Annotated in this window: 24 protein-coding genes; 6 read left to right on the top strand and 18 right to left on the bottom strand. The window is 69.6% G+C overall.

Annotated elements, in window-relative coordinates:
* Positions 1-24: 24 nt before the first annotated feature.
* On the bottom strand, positions 25-864 hold the full coding sequence (locus ACZ7CH_RS18545; RefSeq protein ID WP_360386310.1) for a RecB family exonuclease: 840 nt from the start codon (positions 862-864) through the stop codon (positions 25-27).
* Between the two features lie 84 nt (positions 865-948).
* Here ACZ7CH_RS18545 and ACZ7CH_RS18540 point away from each other — a divergent pair, with 84 nt between their 5' ends.
* Positions 949-1,251 carry an ArsC/Spx/MgsR family protein gene (locus ACZ7CH_RS18540; RefSeq protein ID WP_360386308.1) on the top strand — a complete coding sequence of 101 codons (303 nt, stop codon included), beginning with the start codon at positions 949-951 and terminating at the stop codon, positions 1,249-1,251.
* A gap of 5 nt (positions 1,252-1,256) precedes the next feature.
* Here the strand turns inward: ACZ7CH_RS18540 and ACZ7CH_RS18535 are convergent, their stop codons facing one another.
* The 4 genes from ACZ7CH_RS18535 to ACZ7CH_RS18520 form a co-directional block, all read right to left on the bottom strand.
* Positions 1,257-1,871, bottom strand: coding sequence for a MarC family protein (locus ACZ7CH_RS18535; RefSeq protein ID WP_360386305.1), 615 nt, complete (start codon positions 1,869-1,871; stop codon positions 1,257-1,259).
* Positions 1,872-1,878: 7 nt separating this feature from the next.
* Positions 1,879-2,736: a PHP domain-containing protein gene (locus ACZ7CH_RS18530; RefSeq protein ID WP_360386303.1), complete on the bottom strand. Its 858-nt coding sequence runs from the start codon at positions 2,734-2,736 to the stop codon at positions 1,879-1,881.
* Between the two features lie 36 nt (positions 2,737-2,772).
* On the bottom strand, positions 2,773-3,333 hold the full coding sequence (locus ACZ7CH_RS18525) for a PH domain-containing protein (RefSeq protein ID WP_360386300.1): 561 nt from the start codon (positions 3,331-3,333) through the stop codon (positions 2,773-2,775).
* A 76-nt stretch (positions 3,334-3,409) separates the two neighbouring features.
* Positions 3,410-3,568, bottom strand: a complete 159-nt coding sequence (locus ACZ7CH_RS18520; protein WP_170067890.1) for a hypothetical protein — start codon at positions 3,566-3,568, stop codon at positions 3,410-3,412.
* Positions 3,569-3,709: 141 nt separating this feature from the next.
* On the opposite strand from ACZ7CH_RS18520, the gene ACZ7CH_RS18515 reads away from it, so the two are divergent.
* Positions 3,710-4,123 carry an NUDIX hydrolase gene (locus tag ACZ7CH_RS18515; RefSeq protein ID WP_360386298.1) on the top strand — a complete coding sequence of 138 codons (414 nt, stop codon included), beginning with the start codon at positions 3,710-3,712 and terminating at the stop codon, positions 4,121-4,123.
* Positions 4,124-4,152: 29 nt separating this feature from the next.
* On the opposite strand, the gene ACZ7CH_RS18510 is transcribed toward ACZ7CH_RS18515, so the two are convergent.
* Together ACZ7CH_RS18510 and ACZ7CH_RS18505 are read right to left on the bottom strand one after the other, a co-directional pair.
* A complete protein-coding gene (locus tag ACZ7CH_RS18510) occupies positions 4,153-5,148 on the bottom strand; it encodes a DUF2332 domain-containing protein (RefSeq protein WP_470369385.1) in 996 nt (331 codons plus the stop codon).
* A 15-nt stretch (positions 5,149-5,163) separates the two neighbouring features.
* Positions 5,164-5,670 (bottom strand): MaoC family dehydratase, encoded by a 507-nt coding sequence (locus tag ACZ7CH_RS18505; RefSeq protein ID WP_360386292.1) that lies wholly within the window; start codon positions 5,668-5,670, stop codon positions 5,164-5,166.
* A 290-nt stretch (positions 5,671-5,960) separates the two neighbouring features.
* Here ACZ7CH_RS18505 and corA point away from each other — a divergent pair, with 290 nt between their 5' ends.
* Positions 5,961-7,034 carry a magnesium/cobalt transporter CorA gene (corA, locus tag ACZ7CH_RS18500; protein WP_360386290.1) on the top strand — a complete coding sequence of 358 codons (1,074 nt, stop codon included), beginning with the start codon at positions 5,961-5,963 and terminating at the stop codon, positions 7,032-7,034.
* Between the two features lie 140 nt (positions 7,035-7,174).
* Positions 7,175-7,552 (top strand): hypothetical protein, encoded by a 378-nt coding sequence (locus ACZ7CH_RS18495; RefSeq protein ID WP_360386287.1) that lies wholly within the window; start codon positions 7,175-7,177, stop codon positions 7,550-7,552.
* Here the strand turns inward: ACZ7CH_RS18495 and ACZ7CH_RS18490 are convergent.
* On the bottom strand, positions 7,536-8,612 hold the full coding sequence (locus ACZ7CH_RS18490; RefSeq protein ID WP_470374397.1) for a DUF2332 domain-containing protein: 1,077 nt from the start codon (positions 8,610-8,612) through the stop codon (positions 7,536-7,538). The two genes, ACZ7CH_RS18495 and ACZ7CH_RS18490, sit on opposite strands and share 17 nt — an antisense overlap.
* Positions 8,613-8,676: 64 nt before the next feature.
* Between ACZ7CH_RS18490 and ACZ7CH_RS18485 the strand changes: the two genes are divergently transcribed.
* Positions 8,677-9,348 carry a metallophosphoesterase family protein gene (locus tag ACZ7CH_RS18485; RefSeq protein ID WP_458429289.1) on the top strand — a complete coding sequence of 224 codons (672 nt, stop codon included), beginning with the start codon at positions 8,677-8,679 and terminating at the stop codon, positions 9,346-9,348.
* Entirely contained in the window at positions 9,338-10,204 is an 867-nt protein-coding gene (locus tag ACZ7CH_RS18480; RefSeq protein WP_360386279.1) for a ParB N-terminal domain-containing protein, read from the top strand. Before ACZ7CH_RS18485 ends, ACZ7CH_RS18480 begins: the two co-directional genes overlap by 11 nt.
* 651 nt (positions 10,205-10,855) lie before the next feature.
* Here the strand turns inward: ACZ7CH_RS18480 and ACZ7CH_RS18475 are convergent.
* The 10 genes from ACZ7CH_RS18475 to ACZ7CH_RS18430 form a co-directional block, all read right to left on the bottom strand.
* On the bottom strand, positions 10,856-11,128 hold the full coding sequence (locus tag ACZ7CH_RS18475; protein ID WP_360386276.1) for a hypothetical protein: 273 nt from the start codon (positions 11,126-11,128) through the stop codon (positions 10,856-10,858).
* 167 nt (positions 11,129-11,295) lie between these two features.
* Complete coding sequence (locus ACZ7CH_RS18470; protein WP_360386274.1) at positions 11,296-12,288, bottom strand: hypothetical protein; 993 nt, start codon at positions 12,286-12,288, stop codon at positions 11,296-11,298.
* A 139-nt stretch (positions 12,289-12,427) separates the two neighbouring features.
* Positions 12,428-13,315 (bottom strand): SDR family NAD(P)-dependent oxidoreductase, encoded by an 888-nt coding sequence (locus ACZ7CH_RS18465; RefSeq protein ID WP_360386271.1) that lies wholly within the window; start codon positions 13,313-13,315, stop codon positions 12,428-12,430.
* 308 nt (positions 13,316-13,623) lie between these two features.
* Positions 13,624-14,808, bottom strand: a complete 1,185-nt coding sequence (locus tag ACZ7CH_RS18460) for an ABC transporter ATP-binding protein (protein ID WP_360386268.1) — start codon at positions 14,806-14,808, stop codon at positions 13,624-13,626.
* Between the two features lie 8 nt (positions 14,809-14,816).
* Complete coding sequence (locus ACZ7CH_RS18455) at positions 14,817-15,662, bottom strand: carbohydrate ABC transporter permease (protein ID WP_360386265.1); 846 nt, start codon at positions 15,660-15,662, stop codon at positions 14,817-14,819.
* Positions 15,662-16,615, bottom strand: coding sequence for a carbohydrate ABC transporter permease (locus tag ACZ7CH_RS18450; RefSeq protein ID WP_360386262.1), 954 nt, complete (start codon positions 16,613-16,615; stop codon positions 15,662-15,664). Before ACZ7CH_RS18450 ends, ACZ7CH_RS18455 begins: the two co-directional genes overlap by 1 nt.
* Positions 16,612-17,865: an ABC transporter substrate-binding protein gene (locus ACZ7CH_RS18445; RefSeq protein WP_470374396.1), complete on the bottom strand. Its 1,254-nt coding sequence runs from the start codon at positions 17,863-17,865 to the stop codon at positions 16,612-16,614. The genes ACZ7CH_RS18450 and ACZ7CH_RS18445 overlap by 4 nt, the downstream gene beginning before the upstream one ends.
* Positions 17,866-18,040: 175 nt before the next feature.
* Positions 18,041-18,559: a YflT domain-containing protein gene (locus tag ACZ7CH_RS18440; RefSeq protein WP_360386258.1), complete on the bottom strand. Its 519-nt coding sequence runs from the start codon at positions 18,557-18,559 to the stop codon at positions 18,041-18,043.
* A gap of 120 nt (positions 18,560-18,679) precedes the next feature.
* Complete coding sequence (locus tag ACZ7CH_RS18435) at positions 18,680-18,970, bottom strand: barstar family protein (RefSeq protein ID WP_470369386.1); 291 nt, start codon at positions 18,968-18,970, stop codon at positions 18,680-18,682.
* Entirely contained in the window at positions 18,967-19,434 is a 468-nt protein-coding gene (locus ACZ7CH_RS18430) for a hypothetical protein (RefSeq protein ID WP_470374395.1), read from the bottom strand. Before ACZ7CH_RS18430 ends, ACZ7CH_RS18435 begins: the two co-directional genes overlap by 4 nt.
* Between the last annotated feature and the right edge of the window lie 30 nt (positions 19,435-19,464).

Below are 19,464 nucleotides of genomic sequence, written 5' to 3'. Positions count from 1 at the left end.
GCGGCCGGAGGGCCGCCGGCGGTGTCACGGCGCCAGCAGCGACCACGGCTCGATGGCCGGTGCCGCCGCCTGCCCCTCCGGGCAGCTGCGCCGGAAGTCGCACCACTGGCACTGCCTTCCGGTCTGCGGCGGGAACAGGACGTCCTCGTCACCGCCCGCCTTCAACGTCTCCGCGGCCAGGTCGATCTCGTCCGCCGCCTCCTCGGCCCGCCGCACGTGCCGGGCCAGCGACTCCTCCGTGTGCTCCCACACCGCCACCGACCCCGACGGCAGGTGGTGCAGCTCGACGCGGCGGCACGGCTTGCGCAGCGTGCGGCGCGCGGCCAGCGCGTACAGCGCCAGCGCCTGCGAGCCGCGGGCGTCGTCGGCGTCCAGGACGTGCCGCCCGGTCTTGTAGTCGACGATCACCAGCTCGCCGTCGCGGTGGTCGATCCGGTCGACCCGCCCCTCGGCCACGATCCGCTCGGTCGGCGACGACACCCACCGCTCCACGCCCAGCGGCTCGAAGTCGACGTCCAGCCCCGCCACGTAGTCGTGCACCCACCCGCCGGCGCGGGCCCGGTACTCGGCGGCCTGCTCGGCGTCGCGGAAGCCCTCCGACTTCCACTGCCGGTTCACCAGCGCCACGGCCTGGTCCGGCGTGCGCTTCTCGGCGGGCAGGTCGAACAACGCCTTCAACGCGTTGTGCACGACCGCGCCGAGCGTGTTGTGCGCCCAGGCCCCGCCCCTCGGTGGAGTGGGCCGGTCCAGGTACGTCATCCGGTAGCGGCGCCGGCAGCTCGTCCACGTCGAGAGCTTCGCGGGCGTGACGCGCACGAGCCGACGTGGTGCCGCGGTGCCGAAGTCGAAGCCGAGTTGTTCCACCCCAACCAAGTTACTCAGTCACCCTGACATTTTTGGATTGCCCCTGCTTCGCGGGCGGCGGTGCGTTCGCGGAAGATGAACGGCATGGAGATCTGGCACAACCCGCGCTGCTCCAAGAGCCGCGCCGCCAAGCAGCGCCTCGACGACGAGGGCGTCGAGTACACCGAACGCCGCTACCTCGACGACGCCCCCACCGCGGAGGAGCTCGACCACGTCCTCACGCTGCTGGGCAAGGAGCCGTGGGAGATCGCGCGCACCAAGGAACCGGCCTACCCCGCCACCCTGGAGCACGACCGCGTGAAGTGGATCGAGCACATGGTCGCCAACCCGAGCCTGATCGAGCGCCCGATCCTCATCGACGGCGACAAGGCGCACATCGAACGGTAGAAGCGCTAGACGCCCGACGTGATGAAACCCTGCACGGACGACGCGACGAGCTGCACGGCGATCGCGGCCAGCAGCAGACCGGCGATCTTGGCCATCAGCAGGATTCCGCTCTCCTTGAACACCTTGATCAGCAGCCCGGCCGACCGCAGCGTCCCGAGCAGCACGAGGTGGACGGCCACGATCGCCGCGGCCAGCGCCAGGTAGGAGCCCACCGCCCCGTCGGCCTGCCGGACGAACACGATGGTCGCCGCGATCGCACCCGGCCCGGCCAGCAGCGGCGTGCCCAGCGGCACCAGGGCGATGTTGACGTCCTCGACCTCGGGGTGGTTCGTCGCGCCCTTGCCGGTCAGCAGGTCGAGTGCGATGAGCAGCAACAGCAGCCCGCCCGCGCCCTGCAGGGCGGGGATGCCGATGTGCATGTAGGCCAGGATCGAGTTGCCCGCGACGGCGAACAGCGTGATCACCAGGAACGACACCAGCACGCCCTGCCGTGCGGCGCGTTTGCGGGCGTCGCGCGACTTGCGGCCGACCAGCCCCAGGAACACCGGCACGGTGCCGGGCGGGTCCATGATCACCAGCAGCGTGATCGTGGCCTCGATGAAGAGCCGCACGTTGAACACGAGTCACCTACCCCACGAGGATCTTGCCGCCCGTCGCCCGTTCGGCCAGAGCATCCAGCACCTCCGGCGCCGTCGTCTCCGCGCCGAGCCGGACGGTCTTGTTCGTGCCGTGGTAGTCACTCGACCCGGTGACGAGCAGCCCCAGTGACCCGGCCAGCGACCGCAGCGCCGCCCGCGTCTCCTGGTCGTGGTCGGGGTGGTCGACCTCGACACCGGTCAGGCCGATCGAGGCCAGCCACTCGACCACCGAGGGCGCCACGACCGGGCCGCGCGACCGGGCGAAGGGGTGGGCCAGCACCGTCACGCCGCCCGCCTCGGTGATCATCTCGATCGCGCGCTCGACGGGGGTGTCCGTGCGGCCCACGTAGTAGGCGCCGCCGGTGAGGAACGTCGCGAACGCCTCGTCGACCGACGCCACGACCCCGGCGCGGATCAGCGCCTGCGCGAGGTGCGGGCGACCGGCCGGCGCGTCGAACGGCAGCCGCTGCATCAGGTCGACCGGGTCGACCGGGAAGCCGTCGGCCTGCATCATCTCGGCCATCTTCTGCAGCCGCTGCCTGCGCTCCTGGCGCAGCCGCGACTGCTCGACCATCAACGCCGCGTGCGTCGGGTCGTAGAGGTAGGCCAGCAGGTGGACCGTGATCGTGCGGCCGTAGCCGTCAGGGCACTCGCACGACAGCTCGGCGCCGCGCACCAGCCGCAGGCCGGGTGGCAGCGCCGCCGTGGCCTCCGCCCAGCCGGCCGAGGTGTCGTGGTCGGTGATGGCCACCGCGTCGAGCCCGGCTCTGGCCGCCGCCCTCACCAGCTCGGCGGGGCTGTCGGTGCCGTCGGACTCGGACGAATGGGTGTGCAGATCGATGACCACGTCGTCCAGTGTGGACGACGTGGTGCACAGCCCGTGTTACGGGACCATCTTCTTCCCGCGGGCAGCCCGCTGCGCCTTGATCATCGAGAACCGCTCGGCCTGCGCCTTCTTGTCGCCGAAGGTCAGCTCCGAGATGGCGTCGTAGACGTCCTCCGGGTCGGGCAGGAACTCCAGGCGGTTCAACGCCTGGATCTGACCGGCCGACTCGACGATCAGCGTGCCGTAGCCGAACATGCGGCCGGCCACCGTGCGCTCGTAGGTGAGGTCGGTGACCTTGCCGATGGGCATCATCGCGACCTTGGTCTCGAAGACGCCCGACGTCAGCATGAACCGCTTGTCGGTCACGACGATGCGCTCGACCCACCACTCGATGATGAAGTAGGCGAGCCGCAGGAGCACCAGCAGCGCGCCGTACCACAGCACGTTCTGGATCACTCCGGCGTTGGCCGGGAGCAGGTACGAGATCATCATGAAGCCGGCGAGCAGCGCCGCCGCTTCGAGCACGTCCCAGATCAGGTACGACCAGTGCCTGCGCACCCGGATGACCCGACGCTCACTCGACAGCAGGTAGTCGTCTGGATCACGTGGTGCGAACATGCGCTACCAGCCCTTCCTGGTACCAGCCAGTGCCCTGTCTGCCCTGCTCCTGGCCTCCCAGCGGGAGCCGGGGAGCCTAGAACAATTGTCGCACGAAGGTGATCAGGGCCTCAGCCGCAGTGCGGAGCGAGTTGAGGATGTTCTGCACCAGCTGCGCTGCTTGCTGGGGCTCCGCGATGAGGAAGAACAGCAGCAAGGCAATACCGGCGAAAGTGAGGATCTTCTTCAAGTTCACGGTGTCCACCCCGTCCGCGTTCGCACCCGTTTGGCGCCGTTCGTGACCGTTGTACAGCACGACCGATCGCCTTGGGAGATTTGTACCGCAGCTGGGGTAGTCCACCGCACCGCCGTTCCGGTGTGACTACGCTTCGTGATCATGACGGGGAGCAGCGGGGGCATGATCCGGTGTGTCGGCGGCGTCGTGCATGACTCGAACGGGCGACTGCTGCTCGTGCGACGGGCCAACGCACCAGGTGAGGGCCTGTGGTCGATACCGGGTGGGCGCGTGGAGCCGGGTGAGGCGGATGAGGCTGCTGTGACCAGGGAACTGCTGGAGGAGACCGGTTTGGTGGTCACGGTTGGTCACCTCGTCGGCAGCGTCGAGCGACCGGCCCCGAACGGGGTTTTCCTCATCCACGACTACGAGTGCCAGGTCAGGTCGGGTGTGCTCCGAGCGGGCGATGACGCCTCGGAGGTCGCTTGGGTGGACAGTGCGACCTTGGCCACACTTCGGACCGCCGAAGGGCTCGTGGAAACGCTCTCCGGCTGGAACTGCCTGCCCAGGACCTGATCGGGGTTCACACGAACGGGCGGCGGCCTTCAGCGCCAAACGAGACGTTGCCCGTGCGCCTCGGTCGTCGCCAGGGTCGCACTGGAGGGTTCGCCGTCACGCACCCGGATGAGGCGCACCTCACCCTCCTCGTGCGCCGCCCACCAGGAGTCCCTGCCCAAAGTGGACAAAGCGGGCACCAGGTCGAGTCCCGACCCGCTGGTGACGACCACGAGCGGCGCGTCGATCGGGTCGGCCGCCTTCGCGAGGTCGGTCACCGGGTCGCCGGCGACCAGGCGGGGCGGGTTCTTGCGCAACACCCCCGACGCGACGCCGAAGAGCCGCAGCCGCTCCGGCTGGTCGGCCCACACGCAGGCCTCCAGCCACGCGTAGGCGTCCTCGTCGGCCAGGTCGGCGGGCGAGACCCCGATCCCCGCCTTCGCGGCCACCTTGACCGCCTTGGGCAGCTTCGGCAGGACGGCACCGGGCGCGAGCTCCAGCGCGCAGTGCAGGCCCAGCGCGGCCTTGGCCGGCCCGGCGACGACCTGGCCGGCCTCGGCTGTCTGGTAGCGGTAGGAGTACTGGTCGAGCCCGAGCAGCAGGCCCGCGGTCGTGGCGGCCTCGACGAGCCCGATCGGCCCGCCGGCCTGCTTGGCCGCGGCGGCCACCGCCGGGTAGAGCAACGCGGCCCGGCGCACCTCGTTCGTCTGGACCACCTGGGTGGAGACCAACGCGCGCACGCGTTCGGAACGCTCCAGCAGGAAGTCCCGGAAGAGCGGCCACGTGCTCTCGTCCGCGCCGTAGGTGCCGCCCAGCGACGGGTAGTAGTTCGAGAGCCGGTGGAACGGCTCGGCCTGCACGAGCCGGTGCGCCGCCGCCAGGAGGAGCTCGCCCGTGGCGTGCTCCTCGCCGGCGGCGGTCAGCAGGTCGGCGACCTCCGGATCCTCGGCGGCGCGCGACGCGAGGTGCTCGTAGAGCGGCGAGGTCGCCGCCGCCTCCAGGGCGAACTCGCGCAGGCGCTGTCGTGCCAGGTCCAGAGAAGTCACTTCACTACCCCACAATCAGTCCGCCGCAGGTTCAGGGCGCCCGGGCTGCTCGCCACCGCGGGCCTCGCCGTAGGACTGCTTCGGCACCATGACCTTGCGCCTGAAGATGCACACGACCGTGCCGTCCTGCTTGTAGCCGCGAGTTTCCACGTAGACCACGCCCCTGTCGTCCTTCGACTTGGACGGCGTCTTGTCGAGCACCTCGGTCTCACCGTAGATCGTGTCGCCGTGGAACGTCGGCTTCACGTGCCGCAGCGACTCGATCTCCAGGTTCGCGATCGCCTTGCCGGAGACGTCGGGCACGGACATGCCCAGCAGCAACGAGTAGACGTAGTTGCCGACGACGACGTTCTTGCCGAAGTCCGTCGTGTTCTCCGCGTAGTTCGCGTCCATGTGGAGCGGGTGGTGATTCATCGTGAGCAGGCAGAAGAGGTGGTCGTCGTATTCCGTCACCGTCTTGCCGGGCCAGTGCTTGTAGACCGCTCCGACCTCGAACTCCTCGTAGTACCGACCGAACTGCACCGCGCCTCCAACTACGTGTGATCGAGATCTGTCCCAGGTGGGGAGACAGTGTTATGGGAGGGGGAGTAGTCTCGGCAACCGGTGTGTGAGGATTTCCACCACCGACGACTTCGCCCCGAGGAGGTGAGGACCCCCAAATGAGCAAGGACCCCCACCCTGCCAGTACCAAGCGCGTCCTCACCGAGGTGGCCCGCTAGATCGTTCCAGTTCTAGGCGGTTCGAGCTTTCCCGGTCAGGACGCCCGTCGTGTTCACGATCTTCGACGACGTGTGGCCCTGGAGGAACTCACCATGCCCAGCCTGCCCTCGATCCGCGGCCGCGGTGCGCAGCAGCGCCCCGCACCGCCGCACATCTCCGTGCCGTTGTCGCACTACGTGGTCGACTGCGCGGTCTACGTCGACGGCAAGCGCCTGCCCGGCCGCTGGACCCACACCGACGCGGTGAAGGAGGTCCGCAAGCGCAAGGACGGGTTCGTCTGGATCGGCCTGCACGAGCCGGACGCCGAGCAGATCGAGGGCATCGCCGAGACGTTCGGGCTGCACGAGCTCGCCGTCGAGGACGCGGTGCACGCGCACCAGCGCCCGAAGCTGGAGCGCTACGACAACACGCTCTTCATGGTCTTCAAGACCGTGCGCTACGTGACGAACGAGTCGCCCGACACCGCCAACGAGATCGTCGAGTCCGGCGAGATCATGGTGTTCCTGGGCAAGGACTTCGTCATCACCGTGCGGCACGGCAACCACTCCGGCCTCTCCCGGCTGCGCCACGTGCTGGAGGACGACCCGGAGCGGCTGGAGATCGGCCCCGCCGCGGTGATGCACGCGATCGCCGACCAGGTCGTCGACAACTACCTCGAGGTCACCGACCACATCGAGGACGACATCGACCGCATGGAGGAGCGGGTCTTCGCGCCGCGCACCGAGGTGAGCGCCGAGCAGATCTACATGTTCAAGCGCGAGGTCGTCGAGCTGCGCCGCGCGGTCATGCCGCTCGCGAACCCGTTGCGGCGCTTGGCGGAGGGCTACACGCCGCTCATCCCCGAGCAGGTGCGGGCGTTCTTCCGCGACGTCGACGACCACCTCACCGAGGTCTCCGAACGCGTCACGGCGTTCGACGAGCTGCTGACCACGCTGGTCGACGCGACGCTCGCGAAGATCACGCTGCAGCAGAACACCGACATGCGCAAGATCACCTCGTGGGTCGCGATCATCTCCGTGCCCACCATGGTCGTCGGCGTGTACGGCATGAACTTCGACTACATGCCCGAGCTCAAGTGGAAGTTCGGCTACCCCCTGGTGATGAGCCTGGTCCTCATCGCCTGCCTGACGCTCTACCGAATACTGCGCCGAAATCGCTGGCTGTGAGTCCTGATTTCGCACGCATTCTTCGTTGTAGAAGGGCCCCGTCATGACCAGGCTGCTGACCAACATCCGGTTCTGGATCCTCGCGTTCCTGCTCTGCTGGATCACCACCGTGTTCGTGCTGATCTCCGGAACGCCCTGACGTGCACGACCGGCTGCGCAACCTGCGCTTCTGGATCCTCGTCTTCGCCGTCGGCTGGCTCGCGATGGTGTTCGTCTCCATCGCGACCTGGTCCGAACCCGGTGGGGACACGCCGGAGGAGCTGGCAGCGGAGGTGACGAGTGCGTTGCGCGCCAACGACTTCCACCGGCTCCAGCCGTTGCTCGCCGTCGGCGGCGAGGACGTGGCCAAGTCGACGGTCGAGCACTTCGCGACAGCGCGCGTGGACGGCGGGTTCTACCGCGACGGCGCCGTCGTCGTGCAGTACACCCGTTACGGCACGCGGTCGGAGTTCACGGCGCCCGTCGAGGAGAGGGACGGCCGGTACGTCGTGAACCTGGTGGTCACTCCCACGGGGTGACGTTCCAGGTGAACGGGATGCCGTGGCCCTCGCCGACGCCCAGGCACAGCGAGATCCCGGCCGGCCAGAGCTTGAGCATCAGCGCAAACCTGTAGTCGATCTCGCGGCGCGGTTCGAACACCAGCAGCGCCAACGGTGCCGTGGGCGTCGCCCTCGCCGCCGCGTCGGCGAGCACGGCCCTGCCCATCGCCCGGTCGGCCGGTGAGACGTACTGCCAGACCACCGAGTGCCACACGACGGTGAGCACGTCGCGTTCGGCGCGGGCCAGCTGCCGCGCGAGCCACTCCGGGCCCGCCGACCGGTCGACCCGCACCGGGTCCGCCGCGGCGAGGTCGAGCGCGGCGCGCAGCCGGTTCCACCGCCGCAGCTGGTCGGCCCAGACGAACGAGCTCAGGTGCAGCCGGCCGTCCTCGGTGGACACGTCGACCGGGTCGAGGTCGCAGCCGGCGCGCCCGACGACGCGCAGCCGGTGGCCGAGGTCGGCGGGCGGGCGGCCGGTCCACTCCGGGTCGAGCACGAGGGCGCTGCCGGGGTCGCCGAGCACCCTGTCCGGCAGCCGGTAGCCGACGTGGTGCGGGCGCAGGTTGAGCCCGCCGCTCGCACCGACCTCCAGCAGCCGCACGCAGAACGGCACGTGCCGGCCCGCCGCACTGGCCGCCTCCTGCGCCGCGACCAGCAGGCCGCCGTAGAGGGGCGCGCTGCGGCCGGGTTCGTTCGTCTGCACGACCGTGGCGCCGACCCGCCGCCGCAGCAGGTCGGCGTGCTCGTCGAGGGCGGGCAGCGCGTCCTCCCACAGCCGCGGCAGGTCGGGCCGGCCGCCGACGGACGGGTAGTGCTTCGCGAGCGCGGGCGCGCGTCCTTCGAGGACGAGCCGGTGCACGGCGCCCGCGAACCGCAGGCCGGGCACGCTGCCCTCGCGGTCGCGTTCGGCACCGGCCATGACCCGCGCGGTGACGCCTCCGCGCCGGAGGTCCTCGGCGGCGTCGGTGAGGAGTCGCTGGGTCAGCGGACTGCGGTCGCGGCACCCGTGGGCGGCCGCGGCGAACAGCTCGGCAAGCACGCCGTCGACGCTAGTGGCAGCGCTGTCCCGCGTCATCCCGGCGCAGCGTCATTACGCTGCTGGAATGCCTCGAATCCTGGCGGTGGCCGACGAAGTGGTCGAACAGCTGTGGACCGATCAGGTGCACCAGCACTCGGACGTCGACCTCGTCCTGGCGGCGGGCGACCTGCCGTTCGACTACCTGGAGTTCCTGGCCAACGCCCTGGACAAGCCGCTGGTGTTCGTCCCCGGCAACCACGACGCCGACCTGTCCGGCTACTCGAACGTGCGCGGCCTGTGGACCAAGGCAGGTGTGCCGGTCCGCTGGCCAGGTCCACCCGGTGCGGTGAACGCGGACGAACGCGTGGTCGACGTCGCCGGCCTGCGGATAGCGGGCCTCGGTGGTTCGATCCGCTACAACAGGGGTCCGAACCAGTGGACGGAACGGCAGCAGGCCCGCCGCGCCCGCCGGGTCTCCCGGCTGGCCGGGTGGCGCAGGCTGCGGGACGGACGTGGCGTGGACGTGCTGCTGACCCACTCACCGCCGCTCGGCTGCGGCGACGAGCCCGACCCACCCCACCGCGGCTTCTCCTGCCTGCACGACCTGGTCTCCCGCCTGCAGCCGGGCTTCCTGCTGCACGGCCACATCCACCCGCACGGCGTCCCGCGCCCCGACCGCCTGCTGGGCGGCACGCGCGTGGTCAACGTCGTCGGGCACAAGGTGCTGACGATCCCCGGAGCCCCCGATGAGACGTGACACCGGTTTCCCCCTCGCCGACGCCGAGAACGACTTCACCCGCGCCCGCCGCCGCCAGGTGATGTCCCGCCTGGCGGCCTGGCTGCGCCGCGAGCCGGACGACGTGAACATCATGCTGCCGTTCCACGAGGTCGTGGACGCCCTCGGCATGGTCTCGGAAAAACGCCTCGGCCTGCAGAACATCCGCCTCGACTCGATCGTCGGCAGCGTCGACCGCGGCCGCGACTTCGACCGCCGCTTCCGCCCGACCTCCGGCCGCGTGCGCGAACGCTGGCAACGCCTCGCCCTGGCCGCCCGGCGCGGCGAGAACGTCCCGCCGATCGAGGTGTACCGCATCGGCGAGCTGCACTTCATCATCGACGGCCACCACCGCGTGTCCGTCGCGCACGCCATGGGCCTGTCCACGATCGACGCCTACGTGACGCAGGTGATCACCCGGATCAACGCGGCCGGCATCCGCTACCGCGGCGACCTGATCGTGAAGGACTACCGCCGCCTGTTCCTGGACCGCGTGCCGCTGACCGGGGAGGCCCGCGCGGACGTCGTCCTGTCCGACCCGTGGGACTACGCCGAGCTCGGCGAGTGCGTGGAGGCGTGGGGCTTCCGCCTGTCGCAGGACGAGGGCGAGTTCCTGGACCGCGCCACGGTCGCCCGCCGCTGGTACACCGAGGAGTACCGGCCGGTCGTCGCACTGCTGCGGCAGGCCGACATGATCGGCGACCGCACCGAGGCCGAGGCCTACCTGTGGGTGGCGGCGGAGCGGTACCGCCTGATCAGAACGCACCGCTGGGACCCGGAGGTGATCAACGCCGTCCGCGCGGAGGCACGACCGCCCGGCCGGCCGACGCGCGGGTAGCGGGCTGGGAGTGTGGCGGCGCGGGCGGGGCGTGGGGTGCTGGGTTGCGGGCTAATGGCTTGCGGGCCGGGCGGGTGGTGGGCTGGCGGGTGGCGGGCTGGCGGGTGGCGGGCTGGCGGGTGGCGGGCTGGCGGGTGGCGGGCTGGCGGGTGGCGGGCTGGCGGGTGGCGGGCTGGCGGGTCACGGGCTGGCGGTCGCGGCCGAGCACACCGCCAACGCTGCCCGCGTGCCGGACACGGCTCGCGGGCGACGCGGGTCGCGGCCAAGCGGGTCGCGGCCAAGCGGGTCGCGGCCAAGCGGGTCGCGGCCAAGCGGGTCGCGGATGAGGCAGATCGCGGCCCACGCCGACCGCAGACCGGCGCCAACCGCAGACCGGCGCCCGTCGCGGACCGGCGGGACGCGGGCAGGCGGGACGCGGGCAGGCGGGACGCGGGCAGGCGGGACGCGGGCAGGCGGGACGCGGGCAGGCGGGACGCGGGCAGGCCGTGCGCCGACCACGGCTCACGGGCCGACGCTGATCGCGACCAGCGGGTCGCGGCTGAGGCGGATCGCGGACCGACGCCCGCCGTCACCCGCCCTCTGCCAGCCGCCCCTGCCAGCCGCTCGCTGCCAGCCGCCCGCCGTCACCCGCTCGCCGTCAGCCGCTCGCCGTCAGCCGCCGAACTCCCGCTCCACCACCTCCGGCCAGGTGCCGTCGGCGAGGCCGCCCGCCATCAGCACGTCCCGCCAGTCGACGTGGCTCAGCTCCACGAGCTTCCTCAGCTGCCCAAGGCTCCCTCCTGCCGCCAGCACCACGGCGGCGTGCACCCGTTCGACGTCCTGGTTGCCGGTTTCGGTGCCGGCCAGCTCCCGCAGGGCTTCGCCCGCTTCCTCGGGGCGGAAGTCGGCTCGCACCCGCGCGGCCACCCGCTCTGACGCGTTCATGACCGCGACGGTAACCGGCAACCAGCGCGGCTGGTCGGTGCGCGACCGTTCGGCCGACCACTCGGCGCGGCACGGCGAACGAACGGCCCGCCGCTGTCATGGGCACGCAGGACCACTCCGCCCCGCACCGGGCAGCCGTCGACCGGTCGGCGCGTCCGTCCTGCCGGTCAGCGCGGTGCGACGCGGGGGCTGTCCGCGTCCGGCAGGGGGCGGGCCTGGTCCAGCACCTCGTCGGTGTACTTGTCCAGCAGCCGCGTGCCGATCTGCTGCGCGTAGCCGAAGATGACCGCCCACAGCAGCAGTGCCGCGGCCGAGGGGATGCCGATCAGGCCGCTCGTCACGCCCGCTCCCAGGGCCAGGATGCCGACCACCGCCAGTGCCGCGCCGAGCATGATCTTGATCAGTGCCTGGTAGCCGATCATCACGTACGGCGAGAGCGATGGCCGGCGGCGCAAGAGCAGGACCACGGCGGCCAGCACCGCGCCGAACGCGCCGAGCACCTGCACGAGCCAGACGTCCACTCCGGACGCCTTGGCGGTGCCGCCGGGGCAGACCGTCGGCAGCGCGTTCTCCTTCGGGTCCACGCACAGCGGGATGATGCCCGGCTTCACGATGCTCACCACGCCGAGCACGGTGTTGATGACGAACAGCACCAGTGATGCCGCGATCAGCTTGTTGCGCAACGCTCGCGAGCCCGCGTGGGCGAAGTCCGAGTTGTCGTACGCCGCCCGCAGGGCGTCCACCACGATCGCGCGTTCCACCGCGGGCGTGAACTCCCCCGGCCGCAACGACTCCAGGGCGCGGCGGCGGGGGTCGTCGTCGTCCAGGTACTGCGCCACGCGCGCCTGCAGGCCCGGCAGCCGGCCGAGGAAACCGCGTTCCGCCGAGATCGTCGCCACCTCGGCCTCGTGCAGCGCGCGCCAGGCCCGCTCGATGTACCAGCCCGACCACCACGACGGCACCATGCGCCACCACGGCTCGCGGTCGGTCAGCATCGCCTCCACCACGGCGGCCTGCTCCTCGGCCGTGCGGCGCCAGACGTCGCCCTCCGGGTCGACCGGGTCGGACGGGCCGAGCGCAGCCAGATCCGCGCGGACCCGGTCCAACCGGGACTGCACGACGAGTCGCCAGTCGGTGACTCTGGGTTTGCGATCGGCCATGGACCGATGGTGACAGGCACCACTGACAATTTCCGCAGCCATCCGTGTGACGTGCGGAAACGTCACCCGAGCGCCCCAATCGGTGATCAGGTGCCCTGGAAGCGGACCGTGACGGCAGGTCCGCGCGGCCGCCGCGGGCTCAGGCGGTCTGCGACGGCTCCACCAGTGCGCGGAGCCGGGGAGGCATCCTCTTCTCCAGCCCGTACGGTTCGAGGTGGGCCTGCAGCACGCCCGTGAACGCCCGCTCCACGGAGGCGGTGTCCCAGTTGTCGCTCTCCAGGATCGGTTGCTTGAAGTACGGCTGCCCCACGATGTGCAGCTGCCTGCCGTTGCACCGCACGACCTGCCCGGTGATGCCCTCGGAGCGGTCCGACAGCAGGAACAGCACCAGCGGCGCCACCTTGCCCGGTGTGCGGTCGGCCGGAATGGCGCGCAGGGAACGTTCGGACTTCCACACCATTCGCGTGTGGGCGACGGGGCAGACGGCGTTCACGCGGATGCCCTCGGACTCCAGGTCGAGCGCCCACGAGTAGCTCAGCGACGCGACCGCGCCCTTGGTCGCGGAATAGGTGCCGAGTTTGCGCTGGCCGAAGGAGGCGCCGGAGGAAATGTTGATGATCGAGCCGCCGCCGGACCCGCGCATTGCGCGCATGGCGGCGATTCCGACGTAGATGACGCCGAGCACGTTCACCTCGACGACCTCCCGGATGGTCTCCGGGTCGTCCTCCCACGGCAGCGTCTCGTAGTTCAGGCCCGCGTTGTTGACCAGGCCGTCGATGCGGCCGAACTCGTCGACGCACAGGTCCACGATCTTCGCGGCCTCGCTCGGGTCCGCCACCGTGTGGTTGGAGGCGACCGCGCGGCCGCCGTAGCCGCGGATGTGCTCCGCCACGTTCTCGGCCAGGTCACCGTCGTTGTCGTTGACCACCACCGAGGCGCCCGCCAGCGCCGCGTGCATCGCGTAGGCCTCGCCGAGTCCTCGGCCCGCCCCTGTGATGACGACGGCTTTTCCGTCCAGGATCCCCATTGCACGCTCTCTTTCGGTTCTCGGCGGTGGTTCCCCTGACCCCCCTGTGGCCCTGTACCCGCCTTCGACAAGCGTGCGGACCAACCGAAGCGGTGCTCACCACGTTTCGTTGAGGTGACGCTGCCGAGCGCCCAATGGCGCAGCGAGTTCACCCCGGCAGATGACCCCGACTGATCGGCCCGGTGGTACCCCGGGCTTTTGCCCTCACCTGTTCGAGTGACAAATTGCGAGGAAAACACCCAAATGGTTCCCGAAAGCATCGAAAAGGGCCGCCTCCCGCTGGGGGAGGCGGCCCTGAATTCGACAGTTCACCGGTCCGTGTAGGTCAGGTTCTTGCCGCTGGACGGGTCGAAGAGCTGGATCTTGTCGGCGTCGAACCAGATCTCCGCGGGGGAGCCCGCGGTGGCACCCGACGCCGACGACAGCCGCGTGACGAGCGAGATGCCGTCACCCGGCACGTCGTCCGCGCCCATGTCCGCCGCGAGGTCCTGCAGGTCGGCCGAGGTGACCTGCTCGCCCTTGAGGTTGAAGTAGGCGTACTTGTCCGAGCCCATCGACTCCAGCACGTCCACGTTGGACGTGAACTTGCCGCCGGAGGACAGCACCGCGCCGTCCACCAGCGCCGCGTCCTCGAAGTGCTCCGGGCGGATGCCCATGATCACCTCGCGGGGCGCGTCGGCACCCTCCAGCAGCTGCCGCACCCGGTCGGTCAGCGTCACGTCGCCGAGCGCCGAGCGCAGGCCGCCGTTCTCCAGCGACGCCGGCACGAAGTTCATCGACGGCGAGCCGATGAAGCCCGCGACGAAGAGGTTGGCCGGGTTGTCGTAGAGGAACTGCGGCGCGCCGATCTGCTGCACGATCCCGCCGCGCATGACGACGACCCGGTCGCCGAGGGTCATGGCCTCGGTCTGGTCGTGCGTCACGTACACCGTGGTCGTGCCGAGCTGCTTCTGCAGGCGCGACACCGAGGTGCGCATCTGCACGCGCAGCTTGGCGTCCAGGTTGGACAGCGGCTCGTCCATGAGGAACGCCTTGGGGCTGCGCACGATCGCGCGGCCCATGGCCACGCGCTGCCGCTGGCCACCGGACAGGTTGGACGGCTTGCGGTCGAGGTGCTGCGACAGGTCGAGGATCTCCGCGGCCTCCTTGACCTTCTTCTCGACCGTGGCGTTGTCGACCTTGGCCAGCCGCAACGGGAAGGCCATGTTCTCCTTCACCGTCATGTGCGGGTACAGCGCGTAGGACTGGAACACCATCGCGATGTCGCGGTCCTTGGGCGCCTTCTCGTTGACGCGCTGCCCGCCGATGCGCAGCTCGCCGTCGGTGATGTCCTCCAGGCCCGCGATCATGTTGAGCGTGGTGGACTTCCCGCAGCCGGACGGTCCGACCAGGATGATGAACTCGCCGTCGGCGATCTCGAGGTTGACCTCCTGGACGGCCAGCGCGCCGTCGGGGTACCTCTTCGTCACCTTGTCCAGAACGATCTCTGCCATTGGTCAACTCACCCCTTGACGGCGCCGGAGGTCAGGCCGGCGACGATCCGGCGCTGGAAGAACAACACGAAGAGGATGATCGGGATGGTGATCACGACGGCGGCCGCCGCGATCGACCCGGCCGGGTCCTCGAACTGCGAGCTGCCGGTGAAGAACGACAGCGCCACCGGCACGGTCCGCGACTGCTCGGTCGAGGTGAGCGAGATCGCGAAGAGGAAGTCGTTCCAGCAGAAGATGAACACCAGGATCGCCGTCGTGAACACACCCGGCGCGGCCAGCGGCGCGATGACGCGACGGAACGCCTGCCCCGGCGTCGCACCGTCCATCTTGGCCGCCTTCTCGAGCTCCCAGGGGATCTCGCGGAAGAACGCCGACAGGGTGTAGATCGCGAGCGGCAGCGCGAACGTGATGTACGGCAGGATCAGGCCGGGCCACGTGTCGAAGAGGCCGAGCGAGCGCTCGATCTCGAACAACGGCGACACGAGCGAGACCTGCGGGAACATCGCGATCAGCAGCGAGACGCCGACCAGCAGGTTCTTCCCGGGGAAGTCGAGCCGGGCGATGGCGTAGGCGGCCATGGTGCCGAACACCACGGCGATCGCGGTCGCGATGAGCGCGATGCCGATGGAGTTGATCAGCGCCCGCGTGAACTCGGACGTCGAGAAGATGTTGCGGTAGTTCTCCAGACTCCACTCGCGCGGGATGAAGTTGCCGTCCGCCAGCGTCGCCGACGACTTGAACGACAACGACACGATCCACAGCACCGGCAACAGCGCGTAGATCACCACGACGGCGTTGAGCAGGCCCCAGCCGACCTTCTTGCCGGTGGTCTCCGCTCCTCCGATTCCAGCCATCAGCGCTTCCCCCCGTCGTCACTGCCGGGGGCAGCGGTGCCGAAGAGCTTGATGAACACGAACGCGATGATCGCGACCATGATGAAGATCAGCACGGACATGGTCGATCCGATGCCGAGGTTCAAGCCCTTGATCAGGTTGTTGTAGGTCAGCATCGACACCGACGACGTGCCCTGCGAGCCCGCGGTGAGCACGAAGAGGTTGTCGAAGATGCGGAACGCGTCGAGCGTGCGGAACAGCAGTGCCACCAGGATCGCCGGCTTCATGATCGGCACGGTGATCTTGATGAACCGCTGCCACCCGCTCGCGCCGTCCATCGCGGCGGCCTTGAGCAGGTCGTCCGGCACCAGTGCCAGACCGGCCATCAGCAGCAGGGCCATGAACGGCGTGGTCTTCCAGATCTCCGCGAGGCCCACGACCATGAGCGCGGGGATCTTCTCGGTCAGCACCGGCTCACCGCCGAGGGCCTCCGCGAGGTAGCCGGTGCCGGGCGTCCAGGCGAAGCGCCAGGAGAACGCGGCCACGACCGTCACGATGCCGTACGGGATCAACGTCGTCGTGCGGACGATGCCCCGGCCGACCAGCGCGCGGTGCATGATCAGGGCGAGCGACATGCCCAGCACCAGCTCGATCGCGACCGTGACGACGGTCAGCACGACCGTCACCCACACCGCGTTCCACCAGTACGGGCTGCTGAGCACGGCGACGTAGTTGTCGAACCACACCCATTCGGTGCGGTCGGGGAACTTCAGGTCGAACTTCTGCATCGACAGCAGCAGCGAGTAGAGGATCGGCCAGCCGGTCACCGCGACCATGGTGAGCGCGGCCGGCGCGCAGAGCAGCCAGCCGAGCCTGCGCTCGGCCTTCTTGCCCTCGCTGAGCGCTACCTTCTTCTTGGGAGCGACGGGCTCCGCTGTCGCTGCCCCGGTCTTCTCCGCAGTCGCGTGGCTCACGGCAGCACCCCCTTGGAGTCGAGTGCGTCCTGGAGTTCCTGGCGCAGCCGGTCACCGGTCGCCTTGGGGTCGATGCTCGCCGGCGGCGACAGGACCGTGGCGATCACGGTCGACGCGTTCTGGTAGGCGGGCGTGCGCGGCCGCACACTCGCGTTCTTCAGCGTCTCCTTGATGGTGTCGCGCATGGGGTACGCCTCGGCCATCTCGGGCTCGCCGTAGACGGCCTCGATGGTCGGCGGCACACCGTCCTTGAGCGCGGCGAGCTTCTGGTTCTCCGCGCTGCGCAGGCACAGCACCGCGTCGAACGACTCGTCCGGGTGCCTGGTGTACGCGCTGACGGCGAAGTTGATGCCACCGACGGTGACCTTCGACTTGTCACCGCCGAACGCGGGGTACGGCGCCCACTTGAAGTTCTTCGCGAAGTCCGGCTTCTTCTGCGCCGCCGCGTAGACGTAGGGCCAGTTGAGCTGGAACGCGGCGTTGCCGTTCTCCATGGCCAGGCGCGCGTTGTCCTCCGCGGCGTTGGAGAACGACGGGTCGATCGCCTTGGACGTGGCGAGCTTCTTCAGCGCCGCCAACGCTTCCACGGCCTTGTCGTCGACCACGGCCTTGGTGCCGCTCTCGTCGATGATCTTGCCACCGTTGGAGTTGACCAGGGTGTTGTACAGCACGACGAGCCCCTCGTACTGCTTGCCCTGCCCCACGATCCGGCCGGGTTTGCCCTGTGCGACCAGGTCCTCGGCCATCGTGATCATCTCGTCCCACGTCGTCGGCGCCTTCGGCACGAGGTCCGAGCGGTACCAGAGGAGCTGGACGTTCGTGTTGTCCGGGGCCGCGTAGAGCTTGCCCTCGTAGGTGGCGGTCTCCAGCGGCGTCCTCAGCGTGCCGCTCTCCACCTGCGACTTGACGGACCCGGTGAACTCCTTGAGCCAGCCCGCCTCCGCGAGCTCGGCCGTCCACGTGACGTCAAGACCGAGGACGTCCATGCTGTCGTCCTCGGCGGCGAGTCTGCGCACCATCTGCTCGCGCTGACCGTCCGCTTCCCGCGGCAGCTTGTTGTAGACGATCTTGTAGCGCCCCGCGGCCTTGGCATTGCAGTTGTCGACGATCGCCTGGAAGTTCTCCTGGGGGTATTTGTAGACGTTGACGGTGATGCCGTCGTCGCTCGACCCGCACGCCGTGACGGTTGATGCCGCGAGCAACGCGACCCCCACACCGGCGGCGAGTCGATGGCGTCGGTTCGCACCCATCGGCCCTGCCTCCTTCCCGACTGCACGGAGGAGCCAGACCGCAATGCCCGGCACCTCGTCGTGCCACCGGCCGCACCCGGCGGACCGGTGCACCGAACCTAGGCCTGGTGATCAGGAGCCGCAACCAAGAGAGGCAACGATTCAGAACCAATAGCTGTTCTTCATGTCTCAACAGCTAGGGGTTTGAAGGGCGCATGGCCAGCCTGGCCAGCAGGTCACGGCCCTTCTCCGCCGATTTCGGGTGGCACAGCACGTCGTACCGCCCTGCCACCAGCTGGCTCGCCGACTGGAAGTCCCGCTTGCCCCGCGCCGACCCGTAGCCGACCGCGGCGAACACGAGCCCGAAGAACACACCGGTGATCAGACCCGTGAGCACCGGCCCGACCGTCACCCCCGGTTCCGGGCTGAAGAGGGTCAGCAGCAGGCCGACGAACAGACCGAACCACGCACCGCTGGCGGCACCGGTCATGAGGACGCGCCCCCAGGTGAGCTTCCCGGTGACCCGCTCGACCAGCATCAGGTCCACGCCGACGATCGTCACGTCCTGCACCGGGAAGTCCTCGAGCGCCAGGAAGTCGACCGCCCGCTGCGCCTCCTCGTAGGTGGCGTACGACCCGACCGGCCACCCCGTCGGCGGCGTGGGCAGGCGTGGCGGGACACCGGGTCGGTTCGGGTTGGCGAACGGACTCGTCACAGGGGACCACCTCTGTCGGACGCGCTGATCGTCCCATCCTGCCAGTGCCCGGTGCGCCGTGCTGAGACGCCTACGGGTGTTTTGCCGGATTGCTCCACTGACCGCAACGCCCACAGCGCGCTACTCGAACCGGACGACGAACCTGTGCTCGGCGGGACGCGGCGCATCTCTCTCCGCCACGGCGGAGAGGATCTTGACGATCTTCTCGTACAGCTCGTCGCCGAGCAGTTCCCTGCTGACCTCGGAGTCCACCCACACCAGCTCCACCGGACGTTCGACGTCGGTGCTCAGGCGGTCCCAGAGCGCGGACAGGTTGTTGCCGTAGTACGGCCCGAAGTCGAGCGGGCCGGCAAGCGCATCGTGAAACGCCCGCTCCCCCGTGATCGACTTTCCGTCGACGACCACCTTCACGACTCCTCCTGCTTCGAAGGACGCCCTGCTACCTCGCCGAGGACGACCGTGAGCTCGTCAGCGACGACCACCGCCCGCACGAACACCGATCCGACCGAGAGCTCCACACCGGTCGTCTTACCGCTCTCGACCACCAGCGAGATGTCCTCGACCCGACGTCCTACGAGTTCTCGGTAGTCCCCCTCGGACGACACGTCGAAGGCGGTCCACTTCCCCGAGCGGGCCACGAAGTCCTGGTTCTCGGAGGACAGCGGACCAGCGAACGGGTCAGCCCATTCACCGGTGGACAGGCGGAGCGACTCGCCATCGGAGCCCGACTCGAAGAGGAGGACCGCACCGTTCTCCAGGGTGAGCTCGATCGGTCCCTCCTCGGCCTCGCGGTGGCCGCCGGGACGCACGTAGTTGACGCGTCTGACCTTGGCGATCGCATTGCCCAGCAGCTCTTCGAGCCGTCCGTCAGACATAGAAGCTTCCCCGATGATGATCCGACGACT

Source organism: Lentzea sp. NPDC037011, from assembly GCF_055607425.1.
Note: the sequence above shows the minus strand (reverse complement) of the source record. Positions and strands in the feature narration are given on the sequence as shown.